Consider the following 12,074-nt stretch of genomic DNA (forward strand, 5'->3'; position numbering starts at 1 on the left):
CTCATCGCCCCGGATTCTCCGGGCCGTCAATGATCGGAGGTCGGCGCAATGTTGAAAATGATCCTGGCAATCAGTGCGGCGACGATCGTCGCCGGCTCGGCGGTTGCGGATGAAGTCTGGACGACGCCGATCGGCGCCGTGATCTACGAACGCGAGTTGCCGAACGGTGATGCCGTCCTCTCCTATCCCGGCATCGAAGCCGAAACGCGCGGCCTGGCCTATATTCACGGCCTGGCTCAGGTCTATGAAGGCCGCGGCGCCTTTTCCGGTGTCTGGATCGAGCCGGACCTAGCTGACGGTGAAGGCTGCGCCGTGGCCATCGCCGATCCGGAATCAGGTGAAGCGCGCAACAATTGGGGCCGTATCGACCTCGTCTTCACGGAGCCTGACTTCCCGGGCGGATGGGTCGCCATCCGAGGGGAATGCTTTGTCCAGCCCGACGCCTACCTGATCGGCAAGCCTGTGGTGGCAGAGGGCGTGGAATGATCGCACTTACCGGCCACTCGCCCAATCTCCAGCGCTGGTTCGACTGGATGGAAGGCAGCCATGATGCCGCGGGCCTGTCGGACCTGCTGGCCGAGCACGTCGTCTTCCGCAGCCCCGTCGTCCACACGCCGCAGGAAGGCAAGGCCATCACCATGGCCTACCTCACTGCGGCCGGGCAGACTCTCGGCGGCGATACGTTCGAATACACACGCATCTTCGATTGCGGCGACAAGGCCGTGCTCGAATTCGAATGCGTGATGGACGGGATCAGCGTCAACGGCATCGACATGATCGAATGGGACGACCAGGGCAAGATCACCGATTTCAAGGTCATGGTCCGCCCCCTGAAGGGCATGCAGGCCGTCCACGCCGCGATGGGCGCCATGCTCGCCAAGATGAAGAGTGGCGCTTGATTACCGAGCCTCCAACACTCGTCACCGACCGCCTGATCCTGCGCCCGCAGCAGGCCAGCGACTTTGAAGACTGCGTCGCCATGTGGAACGATGTCGACGTCGTGCGCCATATCGGCGGTGTGACCCGCCCGCCGCAGGACGTCTGGTTCACGCTCGCCCGGTCACGCGGCATGTGGCCGCTGATCGGCTACGGCTACTGGGTCGCCGTCGAAAAGCCGACCGGCCGCTTTATCGGCGAAGTCGGCTTTGCCGATTTCAAACGCGGCATGAACCCGGACCTGTCGGCCTGGCCCGAGGCGGGCTGGGCATTCAACCAGCATTCCTGGGGCAAGGGCTTTGCCAGCGAGGCGGTCGCGGCGATCCATGCATGGCTCGACGAAAACCGTCCGGGTCCGACCCATTGCATCATCGACATGGACAATCTCGCCTCACGCCGTGTCGCGGAAAAGTCAGGCTACGAGTTCTGGTGCGAGGCGCTGTACCGGGACAAGCCGCTCAACGTGTACCGCCGCGAAGGCCCCGGCGCCGCCTAGCTGGCCTTGCGCGCATCCATCGGCCGCGGATTGGCGTGGAACGCTTTCAGGAATTCGAGGAAGGCGCCGTGCGGCAGGCCCGGGCTGTAAAGGAAGCCCTGCCCCATCGTACAGCCGCGCCGCCGCAGGAAGTCTGCCTGGCGTTCGGTTTCCACGCCCTCGGCGACCGTCTGCAGGCCGAGTGTCTCGGCCATCGCAAGAATCATCTCGACAATGGCCGGCGCCTGCTTGTCACCCTCCAGCGCCGACACGAACTGGCGGTCGATCTTGAACACGTCGAACGGCAACTGGGTCAGCATTGACAGGTTGGAGTGCCCGGTGCCGAAATCGTCGATGGCAAGCTTCATGCCCATCATGCGCAGCGGCCCCATCACTTCGGCCACCTTGGCGGGGCTTTCGACGGCCATGCTTTCCGTGATCTCCAGCTCCAGCCGGTTCGGGTGCAGGCCCGTGCGCTTCAGCACGCCCATCACGGTGTCGGTGAGATTGCCACGCTCGAACTGGCGCGGCGACACATTCACGGCCACCGAGACCTCAAGCCCCTCATTCATCCACACCCGCGCCGACTGGCAGGCTGCTTCGAGAATCTGTTCGCCGATCTGGCTGATCAGCCCGGTTTCCTCGGCCAGCGGGATGAACGCGGCCGGAGAAATGATCTTGCCATTGTGGCGGCGCCAGCGTGCCAGCGCCTCGGCGCCGACGACCTTGCCGGTCTTGAAATCGATCTTCGGCTGGAACACCGCCTTGAATTCGCGGTTGGCCACGGCTTCGCGCAATTCGTCTTCCAGCTTGTACTTGCCGCGCGCGACCCGCGTCAGGCGCGGCGTGAAGAAGCGGAAGCCGGACGTCGCCTCGTCGCGCACCAGGCGCAGGGCCAGCTCGGCATGGCGGAACAGTTTCGCCGCGCTGTCGGCATCTTCCGGCGCCATCACGATCCCGCCCGAAATGCCCAGGTTGACCGACTGGCCGTTCATGTCGAAGGGCGCCGCAAAGGCCTGGCGGATCGCCCGCGCAATCGTCGCGACATGCTCGCGGCTGATCGCACATGGCAGGTAGAGCGCGAATTCGTCTGCCTGCAGGGCGGCAATCGTCATGTCGCGCAACGCCGCACCGGATGGCCCGACAATCGCGCCGAGTTCGGTCTTCAGTCTCTGCGCAGCCAGCACGAGCAGGGCTTCGCTGGCATAGCTGCCAAGCTGTTCGGAAACGCGGGTGAACCGGTCGAGATCCAGCATGATCAGGGCGGCCGGCGCGTCAAAGGTCGCGGTCGGCAGCGTGTCGGAGATGGCGCGTTCCATCGCGATCATGTTGGCCAGGCCCGTGCGGGAATCGACATAGGCCGTCTCGCGCAGCTGCGCGTTCTCGCGCCGCAGCTTGCCGATTGTCCGGGTGACGCCGACGCGCAGCCGGCGGAGTTCGGCGAACTGCATGCCCTCCAGCGGGCCGGAATCATCGAAGCGCGCATTCATCAGGTAGTCGTTGAACCGGTCAATCGACCGGTGGAACCGGGATGCCGCCGCATAGGAGGCCAGCGCCGATGCCAGGATTGCGACAACGATCTCGATGGCCAGCACGACAGGCGGATTGGGCAGGATCGGCTTGCCCGGTTCGCCTGCTGCAAGATGGTAGGTGACTTCGATGACCAGCAGCGCGGAAAACACGATCACGGCGACTAGAGCGCCGGCCATCGCCGCGAACGCGGGGATGGTCATCGTGCCGAAAATTCGGCTCATCTGGCTCTTCTTATGCAAGCGCGAATCGCTTTCCTACTTCCCCTCAGGGGTGTGTCTGGAGTGACATTCGGCGAATATGTTTAGAAATCAGTGAACAAACTGCGCTAGCTGTTGTGTTTACAGCGCACTATATGGTTCCAGATGATTAAACACCGCACCGCCACCGTCGACCGCAAGACGAAGGAAACCGATATTTCGGTCACCCTTGACCTTGATGGCACCGGCAAGTCCGATATCGCCACCGGTATCGGCTTCTTCGACCACATGCTGGAAAGCTTTTCCAAGCACGCCGCCATCGACCTGACAGTCCGCTGCAAGGGCGACCTGCACATCGACATGCACCATTCCGTCGAGGATACGGGCATCGTCATCGGCCAGGCCATTCTCGAGGCGCTCGGCGATTTTGCCGGCATCACGCGTTTCGGCCACGCCTATATCCCGATGGACGAGACGCTGAGCCGTGCCAGTCTCGACCTCTGCAAGCGCCCCTACCTGATCTGGAAGGTCCAGTTCGCCCGCGACAAGGTGGGCGAGATGGATACCGAACTGTTCAAGGAATTCTTCCACGCCCTCGCCGGAAATGGCGGCATGTGCCTGCACGTGGAGAATCTCTACGGCGAGAACAGCCACCACATCATCGAGAGCTGCTACAAGGCCACTGCCCGCGCCCTGCGCACCGCCATCGCGGTCGATCCCAAACTCGGCGGCAAACCGGCCTCGACGAAGGGCAGCCTTTAGCCTAAACGCGGCGCCATGAACCTGGTCGCCCTCATCGATTACGGCTCCGGCAATGTCCACTCGGCCGCCGGTGCGCTGGCCGAGGCCGCCCGGCGCGCGAACCTCACGATCGAGGTCACCACCACGGCCGACCCCGCCACAATCGCGCGCGCCGACCGCATCATCCTGCCGGGCGTTGGCCATTATGCCGACTGCGCCGCCAATCTCCACGCCCGCCCCGGCCTGGTCGATGCCCTCGAATCCGCTGTCATGGACGCCAACACGCCGTTTCTCGGCATTTGCGTCGGCATGCAGCTCCTGGCCGATTTCGGCCTCGAGGATGGCGAGACGCGCGGCCTCGGCTGGATCCACGGCGTGGTTGACCGCATAGAGCCCGGCCCCGGCCATGCCATTCCGCATGTCGGCTGGAACGAGCTCTACCTGCCCCGCCCCCACCCCGTGCTCGACGGACTTGGCGAAGACCCCCACGCCTATTTCACCCATTCCTACGCGATCAGCCCGGAAGACCCGGCCCACGTCGCCGCCACCACCGAATATGGCGTGCCCTTCACCAGCGCTGTCGCCCGCGACAACATCTTCGGCACCCAGTTCCACCCGGAAATGAGCCAGCGCGTCGGCCTGCAACTGCTCACGAACTTCCTGCAATGGACGCCTTGATGACCTTCACCCTCTACCCTGCCATCGACCTGAAGGACGGCGCCTGCGTCCGCCTGCTGCGCGGCGAGATGGACGCCGCCACCGTCTTCAATGACAGCCCTGCCGACCAGGCCCGCGCCTTTCATCAGGCCGGTTTCAGCCATCTCCATGTCGTCGACCTCAACGGCGCCTTTGCCGGCCAGTCGGCCAACACCGAAGCGGTGAAGGCCATCCTCGCCGCGACGCCCGCGCCGGTCCAGCTCGGCGGCGGCATCCGCACCCGCGCCCAGATCGACGCCTGGCTGGAGGCCGGAATCTCCCGCGTCATCCTCGGCACGGCGGCCCTGCGCGACCCGGACCTGGTGAAAACCGCCGCCCGCGCCCTGCCCGGCCGCATCATTGTCGGCATCGACGCCAAGGACGGCATGGTCGCGGTGGAAGGCTGGGCCGAGACCAGCGACATGCCCGCCTCGGAACTCGCCAAGGCGTTCGAGGGCTGCGGCGTCGCCGCCATCATCGCCACCGATATCGGCCGCGATGGCCTCAAGACCGGCGTCAATGTCGCCTTCACCAGCGCGCTCGCCAATGCCGTCTCGATCCCGCTGATCGCGTCAGGCGGCGTGCGCGACGTGGCCGACATCACCCGCCTGCGCGCAGCCCCCGGCACCGCGGTCAGCGGCTGCATCCTCGGCCGCGCCCTGTATGACGGCGATATCGACCCCGCCACCGCCATCGCCGCCGCACGCTAGGCCCCCACTGCCGCCTGGCACGGGAATGTGCTACACTGGATTTCGTGTGTAGAGGGAGGGACAGGTCCGGTGAGGCATCAGGCGCCATGTGCGATCGTGCTGCTCGGCGCCCTTGCTGCCTGCGCCACGGCGCCGCCTGCCACGCCCCCCCAACGCCACGTCATCGCCGTCGGCAGCAGCACGCCGGCAACAGACCTCGACACTTGCATCAACGACGCCTTCACCCGCATGGCCGGCGGCTGGCACATGCGCTTTGACGCCAGCCTGCCCGACGGCACCGTCACGCACAGCGACGGCCACCTGCAGGTCCGCCCGGTTGCCGGCGACCGCTGGATCATCCTGCGGCCCAACCATGTCGGTGACTACGTGCCCTACAGCGAGATCACCAATTACGGTGACGGCCAGCTGGAATCGGTCCGCCTCGATGCGGTCTCCACCACGATCTTCCAGGAGCGCTACACCGCCTGCCATCCGCCTGATGCCAGTGGCCGTTTCAAATATGTCTCGACCCTGCTGGAGGCGATGCCAGGCGGCGCGCCCCTGCGCGTCACGCGCACCGGCTGGGGCACGGCGGACCACCATTACTCCATCGATGTCATGGAAAGCGCCGACGGCACCGGCCAGTATGCCCTGCGCACCCGCGCCGGCGAACGTGAGAGCCCGCCGGGCCACTAGGGCCCGGCCAGCGGTGTGCGCCTACAGCCGGGTCGACAGGCTGGTGCGCAGTTTGCGCCGTGTGCGCAGCGCATGCGCCAGGTCGCTTTCCGGCGTGTCCGGCGCATCTTCGGGCGGCACCAGCGGCGCCAGTTTCGCGGCGCGCCGGCTCAAATCCTCGGCGCCGGCATTCCTGATCGCTTCAGCCGCCCTGATCTCGGTGATCCTGAGGTCCATCACATGTCTCCTCTTCGGTTCAAGCCTCGCACGCGGGCCGCGGCCCGCGCGTGGGCACAGTATAGCCGAAAAGGGCCGCTCTTTCCATGAAAGGGCGGTCAGGTGGCCTATTGGTAAGCCGTGATCCCGACGCCGCGTGACGTGTCGGGCGCGCCATACAGCCGGCAGTCATCGGACACGACGCGGGCGCGCTGGCGCACGGCCTCGATGATGTCCTCGGTGCTGGCGGGCGCATCATTGCATGCCACCAGCCGCGTCAGGCGGACATCCTCCTTCTGCGCCAGGTCGAGCAGGAACACGGTCAGGCTCTGCGCCAGCAGGTGCGAGTTGAGCTGGTTGGCGCGCTTGCGGGCCGAGCGGGCGCCCATGCCGGTTTCGGCCAGGTTGCCCCGCCGGGCCTTGGTAAAGCCGGCATGTTCGCCGCGCGGTTCCAGCTGCAGCGACGCATAGTTCAGCGGGTTCATCTGGCCCAGCAGCACCAGCGCCGGCCCGGACAGTGCCGCCACCCCCGTCACCCATGTGTACGACTGGTAGGCATCATTCCACCCGGCCTGCGACACCTCGTCGATCGCGTCCCCGCCGAAAAAGTCCTGCAGCTTGGCATTGTTGTTCCACAACTCCACCAGCCCGCCTTCATACAGCGTGAACGCGCCAAAGGCCTGGGCCGCGCCGATCACGCCGGGCGCCGAGACATCATAGGCAAGGCTGGCATCCCGCTCGTTGAGGCCCGGATAGGCCGCGACAAACCGCGAGCCGATGCTGTTCTCATACACGACGGCATGCGTGCGCCGGTCGACAATCCGGTAGATCGCGTCCGTCTTGCCGGCGAAATTCCGGCCGAAGGCATCGGTGTCCAGGTCCGTGAACTCGATCTGCAGCGCATAGCGCGCGCCCGCCGCTGTCCTTGCCTGCAGGCCCGCCTGTTTCAGCGCCCGCGCCACCATCGGGCGAAACAATTCCTGGTTGGGCTCCTCGAACAGGTAGTCGCGCTGCGACATGCCGCTGATATAGTCCAGTTCCAGCCCATAGCGCAGGCGGTCTTCCGGGTACCATTTGATGAAATCCGTCACCGGCAGGGTCGGGCGCTGCATCTCGATCGTGTTGTGCCTGTTCATGAATCCGGGCAGGTTCATGGCGCCGTCCTTGGACGGCTGGTGGTTCGCACAGCCCGACAGGGCCAGGGCCGCCGCTCCCAGAAAAACATGTCTCAGCATCCTCGCCTCCCGGATTAGGTTCATCCGGAAGGTGATAGGCCGTAAACCTTAAGAATCTTTTTCTCCGCGTACCGGTTGCACGCGGCGGCTTCCGCGCAAGGGCGGCGCCGCGCTCGGCGCGTCAGGCGCAGCCGTAACCCACCGGGCAGGTGTGCGGCACGGGGCAACGTGGATATCGCGCCGCTCAACCTACCCTACGCTTGCTCAACGCGTGGCGTCGATTCTCCCCCAACGGGAATCGTGGCGACGGTAGAAGCGACTCATGAACTGATTGGTGAAAACTGGCGATTGCAACTTGTTATGCTTGAGGAAGAAAACGAACCAGAAACTGAGCCGTCCGTCGGATGGATTGCAAAGCTCGTGCTTCGCTGCGTTGCTATTTCGATCGCGCTTGGATCATACATCTGGTTGTCAGCGGCAAGCCTATCAAAGATTGCGGATTGGACGGCGATCTTGTTCACTTGGGGCGGACTTTACTTAGCCGTCTTTGAACCAAAAGCGCTCGGTTGGATCATCTCTCGAGTGGCGGCTTTTGTTCGACAATGGGATAAAGGGACTGCGCAATGGCCTAACTTTTGGGTGTCAGTCAAAAACTCTTGGTCTGGACTCAATTGGAGACGGCTCAGACGTCGGAAGCCGGCTGCACGCAAACGGACTGGTCCTAAAACCAGAGTAGCACCCGCACCGATCGTGCCTTCAAATGTTCAGCGAGGGAACGGAAGCACACCTCTTGTCGGTGATGAATCCATTCGGTTGGCAATCGTAGCTGCCGCTCTGGTTGCATTGGTCGCGATACTGCTGCTCACGCCGACGCCAGAGCAAGCTGCTGAGTCGACACCTGGAGTTCCACCTTCTGATGTAGTCGAAATTGTCGAAACTCCAGACGAGGCAATCAGCGGCATATTGGATGCGCCCGCGTCTATCCAGCCGCAAGTAGAGACCGACAGACACAAACTCATTCGCACAGGGGATACATGTTGGACCATTGCTGAACGCTGCACAGGCAATGCAGAACGCTTCGTCGAACTAGGCCCACCTGTAAACGACTGGCTCGACGTCTCGAATCGAGAATTCTGCCCTATCAACCCAGGTGAAGTTCTCAACATTCCCGACGACTGGCCAACGGATTGCCTTTTGGACCAAGCATTAACTCAGATCCCATAGGCGGGGTTAGGAAAACCGGCAATCCATCGGGCAGGTGCGGCGCACCAAGCCGCTAGTGAGTAGCGACAATCGCTATTCGTGAGGTTCGACAAGCTCAATTCGTGCCAGCAGAAAGCTACACGCAACCATGATTTGAAAGCACTCAATACGAGTGAACCCATTCCATCCGTGCGCCAATGGATTTCGGATTCCTCGAAAGATGCCGAGCAGCATATCTTTCAGTCCACCTGACACGGAAATTTCGCTTTCTGTAGAGCAGGGAGAAAATGCCAAATTTCCCGCACCGGCACCAAACACATCGTTGATAAGTCTATGTCCGTCGCCGTCCTGACCAGATATTCGACGAACCTCATCCATAATGACCTCTACCGCCGACCGAGCCGCAATAGAATAATTTTGATCGTTAAACTGAGGTAGAGAAGTGTCTCGTATCAGCGGATGCAATAGCTGAAACGGTTCGAAATCAATCTCGAATTCCTCTTGCGCAAATATCGCGTTTTCTTCTCCCCCGCGCCTATAATTTTGAACCGACCCTTGTACGGCAGGGATATCCTGAAATTCGATGTCAAAAAAATCATGCGGTTGCGCGAATCCAATGTGTCGCGCTAAGTCTGATCCCCGGGCAGGCGTAAAGTCTTCAGGAAACAGCTCCACAATACGTCTCCATGCACCACGAAATTCGGTTCGGTCCTCCAATTCGCGCAGGTCGTGATTCTCCAGATGCTGACGAGTCACTCGCGCCATATGTGCCAACGTATCAAGTCGAGAGATCATGTCTGCTCGCCAACGTCGCAGCTGCTCAGGAGTCATAGGCATATTATATATCCAACGAGATTGATTGAATCCATGATTGGCCAATTTAATAATTCGAAAATTCTTGGTCCATCTGTAGCAGTGCGCTAAACGCCTCCCATGCTCAAGACCCGCATCATTCCCTGCCTGGACGTGAAGGACGGGCGCACCGTGAAGGGCGTCAATTTCGTCGACCTGCGCGACGCGGGCGACCCCGTGGCGCTGGCCCGCGCCTATGATGAACAGGGTGCCGACGAGCTGTGCTTCCTCGACATTACCGCCAGCCATGAAGGGCGCGGCACGATGCTGGATATCGTCACCCGCACGGCAGAGGCCTGTTTCATGCCGCTCACCGTCGGCGGCGGCGTGCGCAGCGCGGATGACCTTGTCGCCCTCTTGAAGGCAGGCGCCGACAAGGTGGCGATCAATTCCGCCGCCGTGGCAGACCCCGCCCTGATCAGCCGCTGCGCCGCCAAGGCCGGGCGCCAGTGCGTCGTCGTCGCCATCGACGCGCGCCGCACCGGCGACCACTGGGAAATCTTCACGCATGGCGGGCGCACCCCCACGGGCATCGACGCCGTCACCTTTGCCGCCGAGGCCGAACAGCGCGGCGCCGGCGAAATCCTGCTCACCAGCATGGACCGCGACGGCACCAAGGCCGGCTATGACATCGCCCTGTTGAAGGCCGTCTCGTCGGCCGTGAACATTCCCGTCATCGCGTCGGGCGGCGCCGGCAGCGTCGGCGACCTTGCCCCGGCCGTGCTGGACGGCGGCGCCAGCGCCGTGCTCGCCGCCTCGATCTTCCATTTCGGGGAGGCGACAATCGCCGACGCGCGCAAGGCCCTCGCCGAGGCCGGCGCCCCGGTGCGGCCCCTGTGAACCTTTTCCCCGAAGGGAGAAGCGCCTAAGAAGGCCCCATGACCCACCCTCTCGGCCCCCTCGCCCGCCTCGGCGCGGCCCTCGCCCACCTCTCCGGCACGATCGACATGCGCGCCACCGAAGGCGATGCCGGCACCAGCTGGACTGCCCGCCTGCTGGCCAAGGGGCCGGACGCCTGCGCCGCCAAGATCGCCGAGGAAGGCGCAGAACTGGCCGAAGCCGTGATCCGCGAGAGCGACGACGCCGTCGCCAGCGAGGCCGCCGACGTGATCTATCACCTGATGGTCGGCCTGCGGGCGCGCGGCGTGCCGCTGGATGCCGTCGCGGCAAAACTCGAAGCCCGCCAGGGCACGTCCGGCCTCGACGAAAAAGCCGCGCGTCCGGGCTGATCGCACGGACGTCCGTGCACCCGCCGTGCTGTGTCCGTGCTTTGTCCGTGCCCCTGTTCGTGCAGGCCGCGCCCGGCCTTTCCGCCGGATACGGGCGGCGGCCTACATGTCTTTCGGTTGCTTCAGGCGGCGCTTGGTCTGGTGATCGTCGGCCTTGTCGCCGGTCACTTTCTCGCCCTTCATGTAGTGGCGCTGCCAGCGCTCCTTCATGGCCTTTTCCTCGCCGGTTGCGAGGCGAGAATTGAAGTCAGACCGGCTGGCCGTCCAGGCCTCGTATTCCTTCACCAGTTCCGGATTGGTCGACATTGCCTTGCGTTCCGGGGTGATCTCTTCCAGCTTCTTGTGCTCGAACAGCGTGATGAAGCAGAACGGTTCGCCCTTGCGGAACACCACTTCGCCGGGCCGCGTCATCGCCCAGTTCATCGTGAACGGGAAGGGCAGCCAGTCGGTTTCCACCAGGCCGGTCAGCGGCGCGATGCCGTCTTTCGGCCAGTTCGGCGGGCCGGTCACCCACACGCCCCAGCCCGGCGGCGTGCGGAACAGGTGGCCGGTATGGAACGTCACGATGCCGCGCATGAAGTGGCTGTCGGCAAAACTCGCCACCGCCTTCGGGTCGCCCGTGGTGAACAGCTTGATGTCTTCCTTGCGCGGCCCGCCATTCCACTGGATCTTGATATCCATCGGGCAGAGGATTTCCCAGCCGGTGGAATTCGCCATCGTCAGCGGCAGGCACCTGTACGGATGGCGGTCCGGAAACGCATCCATCCATTCGCGCTGGCTGCGCCCGGCCACGATTTCCGGTGCGATGTCATGTATCTTGTAGCATTCGAGGCGCATGGGGACAAAATTCTCCGGGAGGCTTGACGCTTGCCGCAAGTCTTGGCCCAAAGTGCCGGATGACTGCAAGCCCTGAAGCCCTTTTCGCCTACCTTGACGGTCTCGGCATCGCGCATCGCACGCACCGGCATGCCGCCGTGTTCACGGTCGATGAAGGCCGCGACCTGAAGGCCACGATGCCGGGCATCCACACCAAGAACCTGTTCCTCAGGGACAAGGCCGGCACTTTCGTCCTGATTTCCGCCGAAGCGAGCACGAAGATCAGCCTGAACCAGCTCCACCGCAAAATAAACACCCGCCGCCTCTCGTTCGGTTCTCCCGAGGACATGCTGGCGCTACTGGGCGTCACGCCCGGCTCGGTCACCGCATTCGCCCTGATGAATGACACGGCCGGCAGGGTCCGGTTCATTGCAGACGCCGCGCTCTTCACGGCCGATCCGGTCAATTTCCACCCGCTGACCAATACCGCAACCACGGCCATATCGCGCGCCGATTTCAGGCGCTTTGTCGAAGCGACCGGCCATGCCTGCAACGTGCACGATTTTTCCGCCTGACCTTGCGGCAATCATCCGGTGCTATGGCGCTGTCACGGTAAGCCGCTAGTCTTGATACAGCATCAG

At 63.5% G+C, this 12,074-nt stretch carries 16 protein-coding genes; 11 read left to right on the forward strand and 5 right to left on the reverse strand.

Annotation, left to right across the window (positions count from 1 at the left end; translation table 11 throughout):
* Positions 1-48 precede the first annotated feature (48 nt).
* From HJO_RS11415 to HJO_RS11425, 3 genes are read left to right on the forward strand one after another with little or no spacing between them, the layout of a single operon-like run.
* Entirely contained in the window at positions 49-486 is a 438-nt protein-coding gene (locus HJO_RS11415; protein WP_035616992.1) for a hypothetical protein, read from the forward strand.
* The gene (locus tag HJO_RS11420) at positions 483-899 is read left to right on the forward strand and encodes a nuclear transport factor 2 family protein (RefSeq protein ID WP_035616993.1); all 417 of its coding nucleotides are present in this window, start codon (positions 483-485) and stop codon (positions 897-899) included. The genes HJO_RS11415 and HJO_RS11420 overlap by 4 nt, the downstream gene beginning before the upstream one ends.
* Positions 896-1,432, forward strand: coding sequence for a GNAT family N-acetyltransferase (locus HJO_RS11425; RefSeq protein ID WP_035616994.1), 537 nt, complete (start codon positions 896-898; stop codon positions 1,430-1,432). The genes HJO_RS11420 and HJO_RS11425 overlap by 4 nt, the downstream gene beginning before the upstream one ends.
* Here the strand turns inward: HJO_RS11425 and HJO_RS11430 are convergent.
* Positions 1,429-3,165 (reverse strand): putative bifunctional diguanylate cyclase/phosphodiesterase, encoded by a 1,737-nt coding sequence (locus HJO_RS11430; RefSeq protein ID WP_051618532.1) that lies wholly within the window; start codon positions 3,163-3,165, stop codon positions 1,429-1,431. The two genes, HJO_RS11425 and HJO_RS11430, sit on opposite strands and share 4 nt — an antisense overlap.
* A 141-nt stretch (positions 3,166-3,306) precedes the next feature.
* Between HJO_RS11430 and hisB the strand changes: the two genes are divergently transcribed.
* From hisB to HJO_RS11450, 4 genes are all read left to right on the forward strand, one after another.
* Positions 3,307-3,903, forward strand: coding sequence for an imidazoleglycerol-phosphate dehydratase HisB (hisB, locus tag HJO_RS11435; RefSeq protein ID WP_035616995.1), 597 nt, complete (start codon positions 3,307-3,309; stop codon positions 3,901-3,903).
* Between the two features lie 15 nt (positions 3,904-3,918).
* Entirely contained in the window at positions 3,919-4,560 is a 642-nt protein-coding gene (gene hisH / locus HJO_RS11440) for an imidazole glycerol phosphate synthase subunit HisH (protein WP_035616996.1), read from the forward strand.
* Positions 4,560-5,288, forward strand: coding sequence for a 1-(5-phosphoribosyl)-5-[(5-phosphoribosylamino)methylideneamino]imidazole-4-carboxamide isomerase (hisA, locus tag HJO_RS11445; RefSeq protein ID WP_035617194.1), 729 nt, complete (start codon positions 4,560-4,562; stop codon positions 5,286-5,288). The genes hisH and hisA overlap by 1 nt, the downstream gene beginning before the upstream one ends.
* 69 nt (positions 5,289-5,357) lie before the next feature.
* Positions 5,358-5,963: a hypothetical protein gene (locus HJO_RS11450; protein WP_035616997.1), complete on the forward strand. Its 606-nt coding sequence runs from the start codon at positions 5,358-5,360 to the stop codon at positions 5,961-5,963.
* Between the two features lie 21 nt (positions 5,964-5,984).
* On the opposite strand, the gene HJO_RS11455 is transcribed toward HJO_RS11450, so the two are convergent.
* Positions 5,985-6,179, reverse strand: coding sequence for a hypothetical protein (locus tag HJO_RS11455; protein ID WP_035616998.1), 195 nt, complete (start codon positions 6,177-6,179; stop codon positions 5,985-5,987).
* 107 nt (positions 6,180-6,286) lie between these two features.
* A complete protein-coding gene (locus HJO_RS11460) occupies positions 6,287-7,393 on the reverse strand; it encodes a hypothetical protein (protein ID WP_035617000.1) in 1,107 nt (368 codons plus the stop codon).
* Between the two features lie 168 nt (positions 7,394-7,561).
* Here HJO_RS11460 and HJO_RS18430 point away from each other — a divergent pair, with 168 nt between their 5' ends.
* A complete protein-coding gene (locus HJO_RS18430; protein ID WP_162173823.1) occupies positions 7,562-8,557 on the forward strand; it encodes a LysM peptidoglycan-binding domain-containing protein in 996 nt (331 codons plus the stop codon).
* Positions 8,558-8,629: 72 nt separating this feature from the next.
* Here HJO_RS18430 and HJO_RS11465 read toward each other — a convergent pair whose 3' ends face one another.
* Entirely contained in the window at positions 8,630-9,331 is a 702-nt protein-coding gene (locus HJO_RS11465; RefSeq protein ID WP_162173824.1) for a TIGR02391 family protein, read from the reverse strand.
* A 138-nt stretch (positions 9,332-9,469) separates the two neighbouring features.
* Here HJO_RS11465 and hisF point away from each other — a divergent pair, with 138 nt between their 5' ends.
* A complete protein-coding gene (hisF, locus tag HJO_RS11470; RefSeq protein WP_035617002.1) occupies positions 9,470-10,228 on the forward strand; it encodes an imidazole glycerol phosphate synthase subunit HisF in 759 nt (252 codons plus the stop codon).
* A 38-nt stretch (positions 10,229-10,266) separates the two neighbouring features.
* Positions 10,267-10,617: a phosphoribosyl-ATP diphosphatase gene (gene hisE, locus HJO_RS11475; RefSeq protein WP_051618533.1), complete on the forward strand. Its 351-nt coding sequence runs from the start codon at positions 10,267-10,269 to the stop codon at positions 10,615-10,617.
* Positions 10,618-10,719: 102 nt separating this feature from the next.
* On the opposite strand, the gene HJO_RS11480 is transcribed toward hisE, so the two are convergent.
* Complete coding sequence (locus HJO_RS11480; protein WP_035617003.1) at positions 10,720-11,454, reverse strand: DUF6065 family protein; 735 nt, start codon at positions 11,452-11,454, stop codon at positions 10,720-10,722.
* Positions 11,455-11,513: 59 nt separating this feature from the next.
* Between HJO_RS11480 and HJO_RS11485 the strand changes: the two genes are divergently transcribed.
* Entirely contained in the window at positions 11,514-12,008 is a 495-nt protein-coding gene (locus tag HJO_RS11485) for a prolyl-tRNA synthetase associated domain-containing protein (protein ID WP_035617005.1), read from the forward strand.
* Positions 12,009-12,074: the final 66 nt, after the last annotated feature.

The sequence above is a fragment of the Hyphomonas johnsonii MHS-2 genome (assembly GCF_000685275.1).
Taxonomy (GTDB): Bacteria; Pseudomonadota; Alphaproteobacteria; order Caulobacterales; family Hyphomonadaceae; genus Hyphomonas; species Hyphomonas johnsonii.

Bases quoted from the DNA above. Each gene is read 5' to 3' on its own strand.
- HJO_RS11415 (WP_035616992.1), top strand. From the start codon at position 49: ATGTTGAAAATGATCCTGGCAATCAGTGCGGCGACGATCGTCGCCGGC.
- HJO_RS11420 (WP_035616993.1), top strand. From the start codon at position 483: ATGATCGCACTTACCGGCCACTCGCCCAATCTCCAGCGCTGGTTCGAC.
- HJO_RS11430 (WP_051618532.1), bottom strand. From the start codon at position 3,165: ATGAGCCGAATTTTCGGCACGATGACCATCCCCGCGTTCGCGGCGATG.
- hisB (WP_035616995.1), top strand. From the start codon at position 3,307: ATGATTAAACACCGCACCGCCACCGTCGACCGCAAGACGAAGGAAACC.
- hisH (WP_035616996.1), top strand. From the start codon at position 3,919: ATGAACCTGGTCGCCCTCATCGATTACGGCTCCGGCAATGTCCACTCG.
- hisA (WP_035617194.1), top strand. From the start codon at position 4,560: ATGACCTTCACCCTCTACCCTGCCATCGACCTGAAGGACGGCGCCTGC.
- HJO_RS11455 (WP_035616998.1), bottom strand. From the start codon at position 6,179: ATGGACCTCAGGATCACCGAGATCAGGGCGGCTGAAGCGATCAGGAAT.
- HJO_RS11460 (WP_035617000.1), bottom strand. From the start codon at position 7,393: ATGCTGAGACATGTTTTTCTGGGAGCGGCGGCCCTGGCCCTGTCGGGC.
- HJO_RS11465 (WP_162173824.1), bottom strand. From the start codon at position 9,331: ATGATCTCTCGACTTGATACGTTGGCACATATGGCGCGAGTGACTCGT.
- hisF (WP_035617002.1), top strand. From the start codon at position 9,470: ATGCTCAAGACCCGCATCATTCCCTGCCTGGACGTGAAGGACGGGCGC.
- hisE (WP_051618533.1), top strand. From the start codon at position 10,267: ATGACCCACCCTCTCGGCCCCCTCGCCCGCCTCGGCGCGGCCCTCGCC.
- HJO_RS11480 (WP_035617003.1), bottom strand. From the start codon at position 11,454: ATGCGCCTCGAATGCTACAAGATACATGACATCGCACCGGAAATCGTG.
- HJO_RS11485 (WP_035617005.1), top strand. From the start codon at position 11,514: ATGACTGCAAGCCCTGAAGCCCTTTTCGCCTACCTTGACGGTCTCGGC.